Consider the following 17,483-nt stretch of genomic DNA (forward strand, 5'->3'; position numbering starts at 1 on the left):
GGGGGCGCGGGGGGCGCCCCGGCGGTGTCCCCGGCGTCGCGCCGCGGGGGGGGGGGGGGGCGGGGGGGGGGGGCGCGGGGGGGGGGGGTCGGGGGGCACCGTCCCCGCACCGGGGTCGAGTGTGGCGCTGCCGGGTGAACGCCGGGTGCCGCGGGCGTCGCCGTCGGGTGAACTCCGGGGTGCGGGGTGCGGGGTCGGGGTGCGGGGTCGGGGCTCGCTCTGGTGCGAGGTCGGCGTCGGCGGCGTCGGCGTCACGCCCGCACCGTGCCGACCTCGCCACCTGGTGCGAGGTTGCCCGCTCCGTGCCCACCTACAAGCTCGCACCAAGCGGGCAACACACCCCCGACCGACGAAAGGCGCACGGTGCGAAGTCAGCCGGACCCACGGATGACCTCGCACCGTGCTGACTTCCCTTTCCCGACCGCGCGACTTCGCACCGTGCGCCGTGCGCAACGCCGGAACAACGCCGCACGGTGCGATCTCGGGCGGTCTCAGCGCGACATCCGCACGCCAGCCTGACGGAGCTTCGTTCGCAGGGTCCATTCGTTCCGCAGGTCGGACCAGGTCAGCCGGAGCACGATCCGGACCTCGGGGAACGCGCGGAGACGGTCCTCCCGGATCTTCTCGTCGATCAGCGCTTCCTCCGGGGTGCGCCCGCGCAGGTACTCACTGCGCTGGTACTTCACGGCACCGTCGAACTCCACCACCACCCCGGACTCCGGGAACCAGAAGTCCACGACGATGTCGGGCTCGCCCGCCGTCCGGAACCGGTGTTGGAGGACAGGTGGCGGCGTGCCGAACTGGTCGAACCGGGCGCGGGCGTAGGACTCCCCCGGTGAGTCCGATGCGGCATCGGCGAAGTCGACGGCCCGCAGTGCTCGCCGCCGGCCCTTCTGCCCTCGCCGCTCGACAGCCGACCGGACCAGGTCCCGCTCGACCGCACGGCCGAGGAGCGAGTCGAGGGCGACGACCGCGTCGCTGAAGGGCAGCGTGAGCGCGAGGTCCGTCGCCAGCCGGTCCAGCCCGCACAGCACCAACCCGTCCGGTGTCGTCACTGCTCTTCGGTTCCGATCGGGGTCGAGGTCCGCGTGCACGATGAAGGTCGCGTTCGTGGTACGCCGGTCGGCGCCGCCCGAGGTCACGTGGATCCGCGTCGGTGGAGGGGTGAGGAGCGGCACGCCGAACACCACGGCCGCGGACACGTGGGACACCAGGTCTCCTGGCCGGATGCGATCGGCGAACGAGCGCACGCGGACGTGGTGCTGCTCGGTGGTTCGGAGTGCTGCCCATCCGGCGGCCTCCGCGTACAGACCGCGTGCGACCCGGGTGAGCTCTCCTGCCGCCGCCCGTCGTCTGATGGCGTCGGACTCGTCCGGCCGTTGCGCTGATGTTCGGTACGTGAGGACTTCGGGGACCGGTGCGAGCTTCAGGTTCATCGACATGTCCCGATGGTCGAGAACCCACCGGACGACCGCAGCTCCGGACTCGAGCCCTGTGGACGGATCACCGCACTCTTGCCATGTGGAGGGATGAGTCCCACCACCGGAGGCTGCGAGACTGTCCGGGTGAACACACGCACCTGGGGTTGGCTCGCAGCGGTCATCGACGTCGTGCTCATCGTCGTCTTCGCACTCATCGGGCGTTCGTCGCACGGTGAAGCCAACACGGCGCTGGCACTCTGGACCACCGCGTACCCGTTCCTGGCGGGCTGGGCGATCGGGTACGTGACGAGCGGAGCCTGGGCCCGGCCGCTGCGCTTCTGGCCGACCGGCGTCATGGTCTGGATCCTCACGGTCTTCGTCGGTCTGGCGATCCGTGTCGCCACCGGCCAGGGCGACGTCGACGGCAATCCGCTGCCGATCTCGTTCGTCATCGTCGCGACGATCGTGCTCGGGGTGTTCCTGCTCGGCTGGCGCGCGATCGCCCGCGGTGTGCTCCGCATCGCTGGCTCCCGCTCCCGGCAGAACGCTGCAGCGACCGACGCGTGAACGGCAGCCGCGGTTCCCAACCGACCATCCTCGACGTCGCCGCACGTGCGGGAGTCTCGAAGTCGGCGGTGAGCCGGGTCCTCTCGGGCACGGGGCGGTTCTCGGACGAGACCCGTGAGCGCGTCGAACGCGCAGCAGCCGAACTCGGGTACGTCGCGAACGCCATGGCGCGCGGACTCGTCAGCGGTCGGACGCACACCATCGGCATGCTCGTGCGCGACGCCTCGTCGATGGTCTACACCGCCCTGCACGCCGTGATGGAGCGCCGCGCATCCGAGCTCGGTTACCGGGTCGTCACCACGACGGGCGTCGGCCGGGTCGAGGACGAGAAGTCCGCCCTCGCGGCCCTCGTCTCGATGCGCGTCGACGGACTGGTCGTGTGCAGCGGCCTCATGCCGTCCGCCGACATCGCCGAGTTCGCACCACGCATCGCCACCGTCGTCGCCGGTCGGCCCGAGCTGCACCCGGCACTCTCGAGCGTCTACTGCGACGAGGTCGACGGTGGTGCGACCATCGCGAACGCCGTCGCCGACGCCGGCCACAGCACGGTCGTGGTGCTCACCGTCCCGATCGACAACGCGATCACCCAGCACGCGCGATCGTCGGCGATGGTCGAGCGACTCCGGGCTCGAGGCACGCGGGTGATCGACATCGATGCCAGTTTCGTGCGCCAGCCGGACGACCTCGCCGCCGACCTGGTCGACGCGATGCGCGAGTCGGGCGTCACCGCGGTGATGTGCCCGACCGACCGGCTCATGCTCGACGTGTGCGAGGCGCTCGCACGCCGCGGTGTCCGGGTCCCGCACGATCTGTCGGTCACCGGGTTCGACGGCGTGTACCCCCTCGCGAGCGACTGGATCGGGTTCACGACCCTCCAGCAACCCATCGAGCGCATCGGCCGCGAGGCGATCGACCTGGTCATCGGCCGGATCGACGACCCGACGCGGGCCGTCGAGCACCGCTCACTGCGGGGCACGGTCGTGCCCGGTCGCACGCTGCTCCCCCGCTGAGCGACGCACCGCGCACGGTGCGAGCTTCGCCGCCCCGTGCAGGTTCAGCGAGACACGCACGGTGCAGCCTCGGATGGACGGTGCCAGCTTCGCGGCCCCGAGCGAGGTTCCCGAGTTCTGCACGGTGCGAGCTTCGCCGGACCGTGCAGCAGTGGCGGCTCGGTGCGGCGTCACAAGGGCGCACCGAGCGGGCAACCTCGCACGGACCGACGGACTCCGCGCGGTGCGGGCTTCGCCGCCACCACGCCGCCCCGCCACCACGCCGCCTCGCACCGAACGTCCGCCCCCACCCCGCGCCTCAGAACAAGCCCGAGCGCGGCCCCTCGTCCGGACCGTCGAACCCGCGGAACATGTCCGACACGAGCGCCTCGATCTGCGGCTCCACCAGGCGCTCGACGGCCTCGGCGATGCGCGGCCGGTGGTCGATGAGGGCCAGGCAGACCGCGGTGCCGGTCGAGCGGGCGCACTCGTCGGACAACTCGATCTCGTGCCGGAGCGCGGCCTTGGCCTCGTCGGACAACGGCTCGCGCGGCGTCTGTTCCCCCGCGCCGGTGCCGGCCAGCTCGCCGAGCGTGAACAGGAACGGTGACCCCGGCGACGGCTCCGGGTCCACATCCAGGCCCTGGAACTCCGGCGACAGCCCCTCGGCCGGCTGGTACCCCGCGTGCCGCTTCCTCGCGGCGGCCCGCTCGAGCTCACGCTGCAGCAGGGGCAGGTTCTTGGCCGTGTACTCGTCGACGGCGTCCTCGACGATCGTCGAGATCCGCCCGATCAGCGCGTGCTGGACGGCGTGCGGCACGTCGGGCCCGAACCCCGCGGCCGCGGCGATCGGGGACCCGGTGCACTTCCGGCAGATGCGCGTGCGCGGGCGGGCGGTCCCGATCTGCCAGCGCGGCAACCAGCGCAGCCACAGGTCGACCGCGCCCCGCACGCGTCCGTCGATGCCGTCCATGCCCCAACGATACGGAGCGGAGGCGCGGATCACCCGCTCATTCCGCGCGCCTGGCCAGAACGGCCGGGTTCTCAGGCCTTCGGTTCCGTCACGAAGTCGATGAGCTCCTCGACGCGGCCGAGCAGCTGCGGCTCGAGATCGGCGAAGGTGCGCACCTGCCCGAGGATCCGCTGCCATGCCCGGGCGATGTCGGCCTGCTCGGCGTGCGGCCACCCGAGCGCCTGGCAGATGCCCTTCTTCCACTCGATCGACCGCGGGATCGTCGGCCACGCCTGCAGTCCGACGCGGGCCGGCTTCACGGACTGCCAGACGTCGACGAACGGGTGGCCGACGACGAGCACGTGCGCTCCCCACTTGCCGCGCATCACGGCGTCGGCGAAGCGGGACTCCTTCGACCCGGGCACGAGGTGGTCGACGAGCACGCCGACGCGACGGTCGCGCGTCGGCTGGAACTCGTCGAGGACGTCGGCCAGGTTGTCGACGCCGGAGAGCTCCTCGACGACGACGCCCTCGACGCGCAGGTCCGCTCCCCAGACCTTCTCGACGAGCTCGGCGTCGTGCTTGCCCTCGACCATGATGCGGGAGGGCAGGGCCACCCGAGCTCGCTGCGACTCCACTGCGAACGATCCGGAGGCGGTGCGGAGGCGACCGCCGTCGGAGGCGTACTTGACCGCCGGAGCCGCCCCGGGCCTCCTGTCCGGTGGTGCAGCTGCGGCAGACCGGCCGACCGGCGCCTGCGGACGGCCCAGCGTGACGAGCTCGCCCTCGAGCAGGAACTGCCCGGTGAACGGGAACGAGCGGGTGCGGCCCTTCCAGTCCTCGAGCGCGATGTTGCCCGCTTCGAGCCCCACGACGGCACCAGCCCACCCGGAGTCCGGGTCCTCGAGCACCATGTCGCGTTCGAGCGGCACCTGCCGCACCTTCTTCACTCCGCGGGAGCGCCAGTCTCCCGAGAGCACGTCCCCGCCGTACCGGTCGTCGTCCACCCGCACGAGGGTACTGTCGACGTCGGCCCGGACGACGTCGACCGCGCCGACTCCCCACCATCTCGACGGAAGGCCTCCCGTGCGCGCAGCGATCATCCACGCCCCGAACGACATCCGCGTCGAGGAGCGCGACCGCCCCTCGGTCCTGACCCCGAAGGACGTCGTCGTCAAGGTCGTCGCGGCGTGCGTGTGCGGTTCCGACCTCTGGCCCTACCGTGGCGTGACCGAGACGAAGCGGCCACGGCCGATCGGGCACGAACTCGTCGGCGAGGTCGTCGCCGTCGGGGACCAGGTCACCGACCTGCACGAGGGCGACTTCGTCATCTCCCCCTTCACCATGAACGACGGCACCTGCCAGGCCTGCCGCCACGGCATGACCAGTGGCTGCGACCACCTGTCCGGCTTCGGCGGGAAGGACGCGTACGGCGACCCGGTCGGCGGCGCCCAGGCCGAGTACGTCCGCATCCCGGACGCGTCCGCAACGCTCGTCGCGGTCCCCGGCCCGGTCGACCCCGCACTCGTGCCGTCCCTGCTGACCCTGTCCGACGTCTTCTCCACCGGGCACCACGCCGCGGTGTCGGCAGCGGTCGGCCCCGGCAAGACCGTCGTCGTGGTCGGCGACGGCGCGGTCGGCCTGTCCGCCGTGCTCGCGTCGAAGCGACTGGGCGCCGAGCGCATCATCGCGATGAGCCGGCACGCCGACCGCCAGGCGCTCGCTCGCGAGTTCGGCGCGACGGACATCGTGGCTTCCCGTGGCGAGGAGGGCGTCGCGGCGATCCGCGACCTGCTCGGCGGCGACCTGGCCGACTGCGCGGTCGAGGCCGTCGGCACCGAGGAGAGCATGGACCAGGCGCTGCACTCGGTGCGTGCGGGCGGCAACCTCGGTTTCGTCGGGGTGCCGCACGGCGTGCCGACGATCGGCACCCGGTACCTCTTCGACACGAACATCGCGATCGCGGGCGGGATGGCGCCGGCCCGGAAGTACATCCCGGAGCTGCTCCCCGACGTCCTGTCGGGTGCGATCGACCCGGGCCGGGTGTTCGACCTCGAACTGCCGCTCGACGAGACCGCCGAGGCGTACCGGGCGATGGACGAACGTCGGGCGATCAAGGTGCTGCTGCGGCCGTAGGCGCCGGTCGCCAGCCGGCGTCCGGCGGGCGTCGGGCGCGCGTCGGCCGCGCGCCCGGCATGCATCCGACGGGTGGCACGTTTCGCGCAGCAGAACGCGTGTTTCGAATCGGTAAACAAACCTTTCAGTAAAGAAGGTTGTCCGTTACAGTCCTCGACATGACCACTCGAGGACGCACCCCCGGCCAGCCCGGGCTGCTGCGCGTCCTGAACGACCGCGCAGCGCTCGAGCTGCTGCTCGACGACGGCCCGCTCACCCGCAACGAGATCGCACAGCGCACCGGCCTCAGCAAGCCCACCGCCGCCGAGATCATCCGCCGGCTCGAGTCGGCCGACCTCATCCGCCAGGCCGGCACCGACACCCAGGCCGGACGCCGCGGGCCGAGCGCCGTCGTGTACGAAGCCATCACCGACCGCGACCTCGGGGTCGCGGTCGACGTACAGCTCGTCGACGTCCGGTCGACCGTGGTGGACGCCGCTGGTCGCACCTTCCCGGTCGCCACGCACCGGATGTCCGAGGCCGAGGTGCGCTCCCCCGGCGCCGACATCGTCGCCGCCGCGATCTCCCGCGCAGCCGCCGCGGCCGGTGTGGACCCCGAGCTCGTCACCGCCGTCGCGGTGGGCGTGCAGGCGAGTGTCGACCACGCCACCGACACCCTGATCTTCACCGACGGCCTGCCCGGCTGGCCCCGCGAGCAGGTGAGCGCGACCCTGTCCGCCGACCTCGGGGTCCACGTGGTCGTCGAGAACGACGCCAACCTCGCCGCCATCGCCGAACGCAACATGGGGGCCGGTCGGGCTCCCGGGTCGTTCGCGCTCTTCTGGATGGCCGAGGGCCTCGGCATGGCCCTCGACCTGCACGGCCACCTGCACACCGGCGCGTCCGGTGCCGCGGGTGAGATCGGCTACCTCAGCGTGCCTGCCGACGCACGCTCCATCGACCCGACGGCCACGATCGTCGCGGACCTCATCTCCGAGCCCGCGATCATCGCCCTGGCCGCCGAGCACGGGATCACGGCACCGGACGGCACCGCAGCCGACTGGCGCCAGGTGCTCCCGCAGCTGCCCGGCCTGCCCGAGCAGCACCCCTTCACCGTCGCCCTCGGCGAGCGCGTCGGGCACAACGTGCTCCCCGCTCTCGCCGTGGCCGATCCCGAGACGGTCGTGCTGCACGGCCCGACCGGGATCGCCGGTGGGCCCGCCCTGGCCGCCGCCGTGACCGCCTGGCTCCGGACCCGCTCACGCTGGTCCACCGCCGTGGTCGCTCCCGGCGTCTTCGACACCCCCGTCCTGCACGGTGCGCGACACGTCCTGATCGACGTCGTCCGCGCCGCGCTCGCGGACCGGCTCGAGCGCATCAGTGACGATGCCCCGACGCCGGACCCCGCCGAGCGCCCCTGAACCGTTCCACCCGCACCACTCGAGGCACCATCACCCAGCCCTGTCACAGGGCTCTTCGTCGCGCCCGGAATCCTCGGCGCGCCGGAGCGAGACCAGAGAGCGAGTACCGCCTTGTCCCTCCCCGAACCGAACGTCCCGCGCCGCCGGGCGTTCCGCCGCATCGCCACCGCCACGGCCGTCGCCGCCGTCGGCGCCCTCGTCGTCGCCGGCTGCAGCTCCGGCAGCAGCGCCGACTCGATCGAGAAGAGCGCCCCGAAGGAACTCAAGGGCACCGTGTCCCTGTGGCACTTCTTCACCGGCCGTGAAGCCGGCGTGGTGAAGACCGCCGTCGAGGGCTTCGAGAAGGCCAACCCCGACGTCACCGTCGACATCCACGCCGGCCAGGACGACGAGAAGCTGCAGAAGGCGATCTCGTCCGGCCAGAACATCGACGTGGGCCTGTCGTACTCGACCGCCATCGTGGGCAGCTTCTGCTCCTCTGGTGCCTTCCGTGACCTCTCGCCCTACATCAAGCGTGACAAGGTCGACCTGTCGGACATCCCGAAGGCCGTGCAGTCGTACACGCAGTACAAGGGCACCCGGTGCACGCTGCCTGCCCTCGCCGACGTCAGTGCGCTCATGTACAACAAGCCGCTGCTCGAGAAGGCCGGGATCGACTCCCCGCCGAAGACGCTCGACGAGCTCAAGACCGACGCGCTGAAGCTGACGACGTACAACGCCGACGGCTCGATCAAGCAGCTCGGCTTCAACCCGCTCATCGACTTCTACGAGAACTCCCCCGAGCACTGGGCGCCGATGGTCGACGGCTCGTGGTTGGACGAGGACGGCAACAGCGTGATCGGCACGTCCGACGCGTGGAAGCAGCTCATCACCTGGCAGAAGGGCTTCGTCGACGAGATCGGCTACGACAAGCTCAAGGCCTTCACGTCCGGCCTCGGGCAGGAGTTCGCCGCGGACAACGCGTTCCAGACCGGGCAGGTCGCGATGCAGATCGACGGCGAGTACCGCACGGCGTTCATCAAGGCCCAGAAGCCGGACCTGGACTACGGCACGTCGCCGACCCCGGTGATGGACGGCCTCGGCAACTACGGCTCGACGTACATCGCGGGCAACGTCGCGGGCATCGCGAAGGGCTCCAAGAACCCGGAGCTGTCGTGGGCACTCCTGAAGTACCTGTCGACGAACACCGACGCACAGGTCACGCTGGGCAACGGACTGAAGAACATCCCGACGCTCACCTCGGCGCTGGAGTCCCCCGACCTCGAGGTCGACGAGAACTACAAGACCTTCGTCGACGTCGCGGGCAACGCGGACACCATGACCTCGCCCGGCACCGCCGACGGCGCCGCCTACATCGGCACCTTCACGAAGTTCTGGCAGGCGTACCAGCAGAAGGGCGGCGACCTCGACGCCAAGCTCGAGAAGCTCGACTCGGACATCGACAACGCCAACCAGCTGGCTGGTCCGTGATGAGCGTCACCACCAAGACGACCGGCCGGGAGGCGCGGCTCGCCCGCGCCGCCCGGCCCACGGGCTCGACGGGGTCCGGTCCGGTGCCCCCGACGGCTCCGCGACGTCGGCCCCGCTCCGCCGAGTCCCGACGCCGACTCGTCGCCCTGACGATGCTCGCGCCGGCCCTGGCGGGCCTGGTGATCTTCTTCGCCTACCCACTCGTCGCGTCGATCTTCTACTCGTTCACGCGCTACAACCAGCTGCAGGAGCCCGAGTTCGTCGGGCTGCTGAACTACAGGTTCCTGTTCACGCAGGACCCGCAGATCGGCCCCGCGGTCGTCAACACGCTGTGGTTCGTCGTCATCCTGGTGCCGGTCCGGATCGTGTGCGGGCTGCTGGTGGCCGGGCTGCTCTCACGGGCCCGCACCGCCACGGGCTTCTGGCGGACGCTCTTCTACCTGCCCGCGCTGGTCCCGCCGGTCGCGAGCGTCGTGGCGTTCGTGTTCCTGTTCAACCCGGGCACCGGGCCGGTGAACCAGATCCTGCGGGTCTTCGGCATCGACGGCCCGCTCTGGTTCAACGACCCGGCGTGGTCGAAGCCGTCGCTCGTGATCCTGGGCGTCTGGGTGATGGGCGACATCATGATCATCTTCCTGGCGTCCCTGCTCGACGTGCCGCGCGACCTGTACGAGGCCGCGTCGCTCGACGGCGCGAACGGCGTCCAGCAGGTCCGGCACATCACGCTGCCGACGATCGCCCCGGTGATCGGCTTCGCCGCCGTGACGGGGGTGATCGCGGCCCTGCAGTACTTCACCGAGGCCGCGGTGGCGTCCGGGGTCGCGTCCGGCAAGGCGACGATCGGTGGCGGGACCGCCGCCCAGCTCGGCTACCCGGGCACGTCGCTGCTCACGTACACCGAGCTGCTCTACCAGCACGGGTTCGCGAACTTCCAGTTCGGCTACGCGTCCGCCATGGCCGTGGTCCTGTTCGTGATCACCGCGGTGGTGCTCGTCTTCACGATGCGCCGCATCTCCGTCTTCCGTCCCGAGGAGTCCTGATGACCGCCGTCTCCCAGTCCCCGCTCGCCCGGGCGCCACGGGGTCCAGCTCCCCGCACCGGCAGGCCGCGTGGTCGCACCCTGGTCTGGATCGCCGAGCACGCTGCCCTGGTGGCCCTCGGCGTGCTGACCATCGCCCCGATCGTGTTCGTGGTCCTGACCTCGCTGATGTCGAGCAACCAGGCACTCACGGCGTCGATCGTTCCCCGGCCGCTCGACTTCTCGAACTACGCGCGGGTGTTCACCGAACTGCCGCTCACGCAGTGGTTCGGCAACTCGTCGATGTACGCCGTCCTCGCCACCGCGTTCATGCTCGTCAGCTCGGTACCGGCGGCGTACGCGCTCGCCCAGATCAAGTTCAGGGGCGCGAACCTCATCTTCACGGTGATCATCGTCGCGATGCTCCTGCCCCCGCAGGTCACCGCGGTGCCGGTCTACGTGATGTGGTCGCACCTGCACCTGACCGGCACCCTGTGGCCGCTCATCCTGCCGAACCTGCTCGGCGACGCGTTCAGCATCTTCCTGCTCCGCCAGTTCTTCATGACCATCCCGAAGGAGTACGGCGACGCCGCCCGCATGGACGGCTGCAGCGAGTGGGGCGTGCTCTGGCGCGTGGTCGTCCCGATGGCCCGCCCGGGCATCGCGTCGGCGGCGATCTTCATGTTCTTCCACTCGTGGAACGACTACTACGGCCCGCTCCTGTACGCGTCCGAGAACCAGGCCGCCTGGCCGGTGGCGTACGGGCTCGCCACGTTCCGCGGACAGCACGGCACCGACTGGTCGATGACGATGGCGATGACCGTCGTCGTCATGGTCCCCGTCGTCATCATCTTCTTCTTCGCACAGAAGGCATTCGTCGAGGGCATCGCGCTCACCGGCGTGAAGGGATAGCAGCTCCAGTGAAACTCACAGTCGTCGGTGGCGGATCCACCTACACCCCCGAACTCGTGGACGGCTTCGCCCGGCTCCGCGACCAGCTCCCCATCGACGAGCTCTGGCTCGTCGACCCCGACCCGGTGCGCCGCGAACTCGTCGGCGGCGTCGCCAGGCGGATGTTCGCGCACGCCGGGCACCCGGGCACGATCCACGTCACCGACGACGTCGTCGCCGGGGTCACCGACGCCGATGCCGTCATGTTCCAGCTCCGCATCGGCGGGCAGGCCGCACGGCAACAGGACGAGACGTGGCCGCACGAAGCCTGCTGCATCGGGCAGGAGACCACCGGTCCCGGCGGCTTCGCGAAGGCGCTCCGCACCGTGCCCGTGGTGCTGGAGTACGCCGAACTCGTCCGCAAGCACGCCAAGCCGGACGCCTGGATCGTCGACTTCACCAACCCCGTCGGCATCGTCACCCGCGCCCTGCTCGAAGCCGGGCACCGCGCCGTCGGCCTGTGCAACGTCGCGATCGGGTTCCAGCGACGCTTCGCGAAGGAGTTCGGCGTCGCCCCCGACCACGTGCGACTCGACCACGTCGGCCTGAACCACCTGACGTGGGAGCGCGGCGTCCACGTCACGGGCGCGGACGGCGTCGAACGCGACGTGATGTCGGACCTGCTCGCCGAGTCGGACGGCGCCCTCGACCGGACGGCGGACAGCGTGCACATGCACCCGGACCTCCTGCGCCTGCAGCACGCGATCCCCTCGTACTACCTGCGGTACTTCTACAGCCACGACATCGTGCTGCAGGAGCAGCTGCACGAACCCACCCGCGCCGAGGCCGTCATGGAGACCGAGCGTGCCCTGCTCGCGAAGTACGCCGACGAGTCCGTCGTGACGAAGCCCGCCGAACTCGAGCAGCGCGGTGGCGCCTACTACTCCGAGGCGGCGATCGACGTGCTGTCCTCGATCCTCGGCGACCGCGGCGACGTACAGGTGCTCAACGTGCGCAACGACGGCACGTTCCCGTTCCTGCCGGACGACCACGTCATCGAGGTGCCGTCCCGCGTCACCCGCCAGGCCATCACGCCGCTTCCGGTCTCCCCACTCGCCCCGGACATGGTCGGTCTCGTGTCGCACGTCGCCGGGTACGAGCGCCTCGCGCTCGACGCCGCGGTGCACGGCGGCCGCGACCGGGTGCTCCGCGCGATGTGGGCGCACCCGCTCGTGGGGCAGGTCGACAAGGCGGAGAAGCTCACCGACCTGCTCCTGGCCGCGAACGCGGAACACATCCCGTGGGCGCGATCGGAGCAGGTGACGTGGGCGGGCTGAGCCGGACCGGCGAGGCGGGCCCGGCGCGAGCCTCCCGTCCGCCCGCTCCGGTCCCACCGGACGCGACCGACGTCGTGCTCGCCGTCGACGGTGGCGGGAGCAAGACGGACGTCGTCGCGATCGCGCTCGACGGGACGATCGTCGGGCACGCGCGCGGTCCGGGCTCGAACCCGCAGACCCGCGGGTGGGACCTCGCCGGGCCGATCCTCGACGACGTCCGTGCACGGGTGGTGGGTGAGCTGGGCGACCGGCGCATCCGCACGACGCACGTGTACCTGGCCGGACTCGACCTGCACGACGAGCTCGTCGCGGCGACCGCGGCCCTCGCGCACTGGGCCGAGGACGGCGGCGAGCCGCACGTCCTGGACAACGACCTGTTCGCATTGCTGCGGGCCGGCACCCTGTCCCCCGACGCGGCGGCCGTGGTGTGCGGCACCGGGATCAACGCCCTCGCGGTGCGGGCCGACGGCACGACCGCACGGTTCCCGGCCATCGGCGACGTCTCCGGTGACTGGGGCGGTGGTGCGTGGCTCGGCAACCGGGCGCTCTGGCACGCGGCCCGGGCCGACGACGGCCGCGGTCCGGCGACGGCGCTGGTCGACGCGGTGCCGGCGGCGGTCGGCCTCCGCAGCGTCCGCGAGGTCACCGAGGCCATCCACTTCGGACGCCTCGACCAGCGCGTGTTCAACCGGCTCTGCCCGGTGCTGTTCGAGGTGGCCGGAGCCGGCGACGTCGTGGCCCGGAGCGTCGTGGCGCGTCAGGCGGAGGAGATCGTCCTGCTCGCCGCGGTCGCACTCGAGCGGTTGGGCCTCGGCGGTTCGGCGGCCGAGCCGGTACCCGTCGTGCTCGGCGGTGGGGTGCTCGCTGCTCGCCACCCGTTGCTCGTGGACGGTGTCGTCGACGGGCTCGCTGCCCGTGTCCCCGGAGCGGTGCCGACCTGGGTCACCGATCCCCCGGTGCTCGGTGCGGGCTTGGCGGCGCTGGAGTCGGTCGGTGCCGACGACGCCGCGCTCGAGCGGTACCGCGTCGCCGTGCGCTCCCGCGCGTTCGCGAGCACGACCGCGCTGATCCACTGACGCGCTGCGACCGGCCGGAGTGCTGCGACCGGCCGGAGTGCTGCGACCGGCCGGGGCGCTGCGCGGTCCCCTCGCGAAAGCGACAGTCTGCCGCCGAACATTCGCGGCAGACTGTCGCTCTCGCGGCACAGACCGCGCGCCCGCCCGCCCGCCCGCGGGCGGCACCGCCCTACGCGCGCGCCAGCATCCCGAGCGTGTCGACGACGCGGTTCGAGAAGCCCCACTCGTTGTCGTACCAGGCGACGACCTTCACGTGCCGGCCCTCGTCGACGCGGGTGAGCAGCGAGTCGAAGACGCTCGACTCGGGCCGCCCCGTGATGTCCGTCGACACGAGCGGGTCCACGGTGAACGCCAGGACCCCGGCGAGCGGCCCGGCGGCTGCCGCCCGGTAGGCCTCGTTGACCTCGTCCACGGTCACGTCCCGCGAGACGACGGTGTTCAGTTCGACGATCGACCCGACGGGCACCGGCACGCGGATGGCGTCACCGGACAACTTGCCCTCAAGCCGCGGCAGCACCAGCCCGATGGCCTTGGCGGCCCCGGTCGCCGTCGGCACGATGTTCACCCCGGCGGCGCGTGCCCGACGCAGGTCCCGGTGCGGCCCGTCCTGCAGGTTCTGCTCCTGCGTGTACGCGTGCACGGTGGTCATGAACCCGTGCTCGATCCCCGCCAGGTCGTCGAGCACCGACGCCAGGGGTGCGAGCGCGTTGGTCGTGCACGACGCGTTCGAGATCACCGTGTGCGCGGCCGGGTCGAACGAGTCCGTGTTCACGCCGTACGCGATGGTGGCGTCCGCGCCCGTTGCGGGTGCACTGATGAGGACGCGACGGGCTCCCGCGGTCAGGTGTCCCGCCGCTGCGTCGCGCGCGGTGAACCGGCCGGTCGACTCGAGCACGACCTCGACACCGAGGTCGCCCCACGGGAGCTCCGACGGCTCACGCGAGGCCAGGACGCGGACACGGCGGCCGTCGATGACGAGCGTGTCCCCGTCGACCTCGACGGTGCCGTCGAACGGGCCGAGTGCGGAGTCGTACCGGAACAGGTGCGCGAGCGTGTCGGGGGCGGTCAGGTCGTTGACGGCGACGACCTCGAGGTCGTCGCCGCCCCGTGCGAGCAGGGCGCGGAGCGTGTTGCGGCCGATGCGGCCGAAGCCGTTGATGGCGATGCGGGTCATGTGGGGTTCCTTTCGTTCCGTGCTCCATGCTCACGGGCCGGGAGGCACGGCTCCAGTGGCAGGGAAGCCAGCGTTCGAAAGGATGTCGCCACCACGGCCGCGACGGCGCGGTCAGTCCTGGAACGTCCGTCGGTACTCGGTGGGCGACGTCCCGAGGATCCGCCGGAAGTGCGTCCGCAGGTTCGCGTCGGAGCCGAGGCCCGCCCGATCGGCCACCTGGTCGATGCCGAGGTCCGACTGCTCCAGGAGTTCCCGGGCGAGGTCCACGCGCGCCCGCAGCACCCACTGCATCGGCGTGTACCCGGTGTCCTCCACGAACCGGCGCGAGAACGTCCGTGCCGACACCGTGGCGTTCCGTGCGAGCGCCTCGAGCGTCAGCGGCTCGGCGAGGTGCCGGAGCGCCCACTCCCGGGTGTCCGCGAACACGTCCCCGAGCGGCTCGGGCACGCTGCGGGGCACGTACTGGGCCTGGCCGCCGCTGCGGTACGGGGCGCTGACGAGCCGTCGGGCGACGTGGTTCGACAGCGCCACGCCGTGGTCCTGCCGGACGATGTGCAGGCACAGGTCGATCCCGCTCGCGGCTCCAGCGCTGGTCAGCACCGAGCCCGCGTCGACGAACAGCACGTCCTCGTCGACGTCCACCTCGGGGTACCGCTCACGGAGCACCCGCGTGTAGTGCCAGTGCGTCGTCGCCCGGCGTCCGTCGAGCAGCCCGGCGGCCGCGAGCGCGAACGCCCCGGTGGAGATCGCCGCGATGCGGACGCCGCGGTCGTGCGCCCGCGCCAGTGCCGCGACGACGTCGGCCGGCGGCGCCGAGTCCGACGGTCGGCGGTAGCCGGGCACGAAGACGGTCTCGGCCCAGTCCAGTGCCTCCAGCCCGTGGTCGACCGCGTAGGCCAGCCCGTCGCCGCCGGTGATCCGACCGGCCCGGGGCCCGCACACCCGCACCTCGTAGGGCATGCTCGGCCGGTTCGAGAACACCTGCGCGGGGATCCCGACGTCGAGCGGTTTCGCGCCGTCGAGCACGAGGACCGCGACGCGGTGCAGTGCGGACGCAGCCATGCCGTCGACGCTAGCGGACGCGATCGCCCGGCTGGCGGAGCCGCCCTGCGCGTCAGGCGTCGCGGACCGCCAGCACCCGGTGCGGCGATGCCCGTTCCGCCCGCCACCCGCTCGGCAACGTGTCCCGCAGCTCCGCCAGGGTGAAGGACCGGCGGATCGACCGCAGACCGTCGACCCGGACGAAGGTCCCAGCGGACACCAACGGCGACGCCAGCGCGTAGGCGCGGTAGGCCTCCCGCGACCGACGGATGTCCGAGTGCACGCTGCGGCCCGACGCCAACGCAGCGGAGTCGGCGAGGAAGCCCGTCCGCTCGTCGTCTCCCAGGTGGTGCAGCACGTGGTTCGACACGACGACGTCGAACCGCTCCCCCGCCGCCACCAGGTCACCGCTCGACTGCTGCCGGAAGCTGACGCCCCGCGGTGCCCGTCGGTTCGCGGCCTCGATCGCCCGCGGGTCCGGGTCGACCCCGACGACCTCGACGTCGAACCCGTCGCTCGCCGCCCACCGCACGACGGCCCGTGCCAGGTCGCCGCCACCGCACCCGAGGTCGAGCACCCGTCCGCGGCCGGTGACCGGCAGGGCCGGCACGACGTGCGTCCGCCACGCCGATCGCCACCCGCTCACCAGGGCGTTGACGAGCGCGAACCGCCGGAAGGTGCGCGCCAGCGCGTGCGGATCGCAGTCCGGGTCGTCCATGAGCTCGGTCAGGTCGAGCGCACGGGTGCGCAGGTCGAGGACCGGGAGGCCCGTGGAGCCGCCGTCGGGACGGCTCACGTGCGCACCATGGTCAGCCGCGCGCTCTCGACGGTGAGTCCGGGGCCGAAGGCGAGCGCCACCACGGGTGCCCCGTCCGGGACGCCGGCGTCGACGGCTTCGCGGAGCACGAACAGCACGGTCGCACTCGACATGTTCCCGTGGTCGCGCAGGACCGTGCGGCTCGCAGCGATCGCCGCGTCCGGCAGGTCGAGCGCCTGCTGGGTCCGGTCGAGGATCGCGCGGCCGCCAGGGTGCACGGCCCACACCGGCACGTCGGCGGCGGGACCGTCGAGCAGCGACGCGACGGCTTCGGCGACGCTCGTGCCGACGAGCTTGGGCACGGCGGTGCTCAGGACCATCTCGAAGCCCTCGTCGCCGATGTTCCACGCCATCTCGCCGGCGCTCTCGGGCACGACGGCGGTGGCGAACGCGTCGAGGCGCAGGCCGGGACCGTCGGCGGTGACGACGGCGGCCGCGGCGCCGTCGCCGAAGACGCTGTTGGCGACGATCTGGTCGGGGTCGTCGCTCGCGCGGACGTGCAGGGTGCAGAGTTCGGCGCAGACGACCAGCACGACGGCGCCCGGGTCCGCCTCGGCGAACGCGGCGGCGATCCGCAGGGCCGGGAACGCCGCACAGCAGCCCATGAACCCGATGTGGTGGCGGAAGACGGCGCGCGGCAGCCCGAGCGCGGTCACGATGTCCAGGTCCGGACCGGGTTGCGTGAAGCCCGTGCACGACACCGTGACGACGTGCGTGACCGAGGCGGCGTCCACGTCCGCACGGTCGAGGGCGTCACGAGCGGCGTCGACGAACAGCGCCGGTGCGAGCTCGCGGTACCGGTCGTTGCGGGTGCCGGTCGACGGCGAGTGGAGGGCGCCGTCCGCGTCACGGAAGGCGCCGGCAGGTCGTTCGCGGTCGAGCTCGTCCAGCACGGTGTGCCGGTGGTCGACCGCCGAGGCGTCGAAGGCTGCGGGGACGAGCCGCCGACCGAGACGACCGAGCTCGGGCTGCGCGGCGAAGAGATCCCGCACCGCAGCCTGCTCGAGCGTCGTCTCCGGGACGGCGGTTCCGATGGCGCGGATCGTTGCGGACACGACTCATCCTGTCACCGGGTCGCTGACGCGTCCCCAGGATGGACGGGAGGGGGGGGGGGCCCCGGGCCCCCCCCCCCCCCCCCGCCGCCCGGGCCCCCCCCCCCCGGGGGGCGCGGGCCCCCCCCCCCCCGCCGCCCCG

Annotated in this window: 16 protein-coding genes; 9 read left to right on the forward strand and 7 right to left on the reverse strand. The window is 72.1% G+C overall.

Annotated features, from left to right (window positions below; genetic code table 11):
* Positions 1 to 491: 491 nt before the first annotated feature.
* Complete coding sequence (locus ACVKXF_RS18055; RefSeq protein WP_456796565.1) at positions 492 to 1,442, reverse strand: hypothetical protein; 951 nt, start codon at positions 1,440 to 1,442, stop codon at positions 492 to 494.
* Between the two features lie 123 nt (positions 1,443 to 1,565).
* On the opposite strand from ACVKXF_RS18055, the gene ACVKXF_RS18060 reads away from it, so the two are divergent.
* Positions 1,566 to 1,988, forward strand: coding sequence for a DUF3054 domain-containing protein (locus tag ACVKXF_RS18060; protein ID WP_456796566.1), 423 nt, complete (start codon positions 1,566 to 1,568; stop codon positions 1,986 to 1,988).
* Positions 1,985 to 2,998 carry a LacI family DNA-binding transcriptional regulator gene (locus tag ACVKXF_RS18065; protein WP_456796567.1) on the forward strand — a complete coding sequence of 338 codons (1,014 nt, stop codon included), beginning with the start codon at positions 1,985 to 1,987 and terminating at the stop codon, positions 2,996 to 2,998. The genes ACVKXF_RS18060 and ACVKXF_RS18065 overlap by 4 nt, the downstream gene beginning before the upstream one ends.
* A gap of 298 nt (positions 2,999 to 3,296) precedes the next feature.
* Here the strand turns inward: ACVKXF_RS18065 and ACVKXF_RS18070 are convergent, their stop codons facing one another.
* The gene (locus ACVKXF_RS18070) at positions 3,297 to 3,950 is read right to left on the reverse strand and encodes a spermidine/putrescine ABC transporter substrate-binding protein (protein ID WP_340197405.1); all 654 of its coding nucleotides are present in this window, start codon (positions 3,948 to 3,950) and stop codon (positions 3,297 to 3,299) included.
* A gap of 71 nt (positions 3,951 to 4,021) precedes the next feature.
* The gene (locus ACVKXF_RS18075) at positions 4,022 to 4,936 is read right to left on the reverse strand and encodes a DUF3097 domain-containing protein (protein ID WP_456796568.1); all 915 of its coding nucleotides are present in this window, start codon (positions 4,934 to 4,936) and stop codon (positions 4,022 to 4,024) included.
* Positions 4,937 to 5,015: 79 nt separating this feature from the next.
* Between ACVKXF_RS18075 and ACVKXF_RS18080 the strand changes: the two genes are divergently transcribed.
* From ACVKXF_RS18080 to ACVKXF_RS18110, 7 genes are all read left to right on the forward strand, one after another.
* Positions 5,016 to 6,065, forward strand: a complete 1,050-nt coding sequence (locus ACVKXF_RS18080) for an alcohol dehydrogenase catalytic domain-containing protein (RefSeq protein WP_456796569.1) — start codon at positions 5,016 to 5,018, stop codon at positions 6,063 to 6,065.
* Positions 6,066 to 6,223: 158 nt separating this feature from the next.
* Positions 6,224 to 7,465 carry an ROK family transcriptional regulator gene (locus ACVKXF_RS18085; protein ID WP_456796570.1) on the forward strand — a complete coding sequence of 414 codons (1,242 nt, stop codon included), beginning with the start codon at positions 6,224 to 6,226 and terminating at the stop codon, positions 7,463 to 7,465.
* A gap of 111 nt (positions 7,466 to 7,576) precedes the next feature.
* Positions 7,577 to 8,935 (forward strand): extracellular solute-binding protein, encoded by a 1,359-nt coding sequence (locus tag ACVKXF_RS18090; protein WP_456796571.1) that lies wholly within the window; start codon positions 7,577 to 7,579, stop codon positions 8,933 to 8,935.
* Positions 8,935 to 9,975 carry a carbohydrate ABC transporter permease gene (locus tag ACVKXF_RS18095; protein ID WP_221180563.1) on the forward strand — a complete coding sequence of 347 codons (1,041 nt, stop codon included), beginning with the start codon at positions 8,935 to 8,937 and terminating at the stop codon, positions 9,973 to 9,975. The genes ACVKXF_RS18090 and ACVKXF_RS18095 overlap by 1 nt, the downstream gene beginning before the upstream one ends.
* Positions 9,975 to 10,865 (forward strand): carbohydrate ABC transporter permease, encoded by an 891-nt coding sequence (locus ACVKXF_RS18100; RefSeq protein WP_123313381.1) that lies wholly within the window; start codon positions 9,975 to 9,977, stop codon positions 10,863 to 10,865. The genes ACVKXF_RS18095 and ACVKXF_RS18100 overlap by 1 nt, the downstream gene beginning before the upstream one ends.
* Positions 10,866 to 10,873: 8 nt before the next feature.
* Positions 10,874 to 12,181 (forward strand): 6-phospho-beta-glucosidase, encoded by a 1,308-nt coding sequence (locus tag ACVKXF_RS18105; protein ID WP_456796572.1) that lies wholly within the window; start codon positions 10,874 to 10,876, stop codon positions 12,179 to 12,181.
* Positions 12,169 to 13,257, forward strand: coding sequence for an N-acetylglucosamine kinase (locus ACVKXF_RS18110; protein WP_456796573.1), 1,089 nt, complete (start codon positions 12,169 to 12,171; stop codon positions 13,255 to 13,257). The genes ACVKXF_RS18105 and ACVKXF_RS18110 overlap by 13 nt, the downstream gene beginning before the upstream one ends.
* A gap of 169 nt (positions 13,258 to 13,426) precedes the next feature.
* Here ACVKXF_RS18110 and gap read toward each other — a convergent pair whose 3' ends face one another.
* The 4 genes from gap to ACVKXF_RS18130 all read right to left on the reverse strand — a co-directional run bounded on the left by gap (position 13,427) and on the right by ACVKXF_RS18130 (position 17,344).
* Positions 13,427 to 14,431: a type I glyceraldehyde-3-phosphate dehydrogenase gene (gap, locus tag ACVKXF_RS18115; RefSeq protein ID WP_456796574.1), complete on the reverse strand. Its 1,005-nt coding sequence runs from the start codon at positions 14,429 to 14,431 to the stop codon at positions 13,427 to 13,429.
* A gap of 111 nt (positions 14,432 to 14,542) precedes the next feature.
* Positions 14,543 to 15,493: a GlxA family transcriptional regulator gene (locus tag ACVKXF_RS18120; protein WP_456796575.1), complete on the reverse strand. Its 951-nt coding sequence runs from the start codon at positions 15,491 to 15,493 to the stop codon at positions 14,543 to 14,545.
* A 52-nt stretch (positions 15,494 to 15,545) separates the two neighbouring features.
* Positions 15,546 to 16,268, reverse strand: coding sequence for a methyltransferase domain-containing protein (locus tag ACVKXF_RS18125; protein ID WP_456796576.1), 723 nt, complete (start codon positions 16,266 to 16,268; stop codon positions 15,546 to 15,548).
* Positions 16,265 to 17,344 carry a type III polyketide synthase gene (locus tag ACVKXF_RS18130; protein WP_456796577.1) on the reverse strand — a complete coding sequence of 360 codons (1,080 nt, stop codon included), beginning with the start codon at positions 17,342 to 17,344 and terminating at the stop codon, positions 16,265 to 16,267. The genes ACVKXF_RS18125 and ACVKXF_RS18130 overlap by 4 nt, the downstream gene beginning before the upstream one ends.
* Positions 17,345 to 17,483: the final 139 nt, after the last annotated feature.

Source organism: Curtobacterium sp. PvP017, from assembly GCF_054060195.1.

Excerpts from the sequence above, each read along its gene's own strand:
- ACVKXF_RS18095 (WP_221180563.1), top strand. The coding sequence starts at position 8,935 with ATGAGCGTCACCACCAAGACGACCGGCCGGGAGGCGCGGCTCGCCCGC.
- ACVKXF_RS18055 (WP_456796565.1), bottom strand. The coding sequence starts at position 1,442 with ATGTCGATGAACCTGAAGCTCGCACCGGTCCCCGAAGTCCTCACGTAC.
- ACVKXF_RS18100 (WP_123313381.1), top strand. The coding sequence starts at position 9,975 with ATGACCGCCGTCTCCCAGTCCCCGCTCGCCCGGGCGCCACGGGGTCCA.
- ACVKXF_RS18120 (WP_456796575.1), bottom strand. The coding sequence starts at position 15,493 with ATGGCTGCGTCCGCACTGCACCGCGTCGCGGTCCTCGTGCTCGACGGC.
- ACVKXF_RS18085 (WP_456796570.1), top strand. The coding sequence starts at position 6,224 with ATGACCACTCGAGGACGCACCCCCGGCCAGCCCGGGCTGCTGCGCGTC.
- gap (WP_456796574.1), bottom strand. The coding sequence starts at position 14,431 with ATGACCCGCATCGCCATCAACGGCTTCGGCCGCATCGGCCGCAACACG.
- ACVKXF_RS18070 (WP_340197405.1), bottom strand. The coding sequence starts at position 3,950 with ATGGACGGCATCGACGGACGCGTGCGGGGCGCGGTCGACCTGTGGCTG.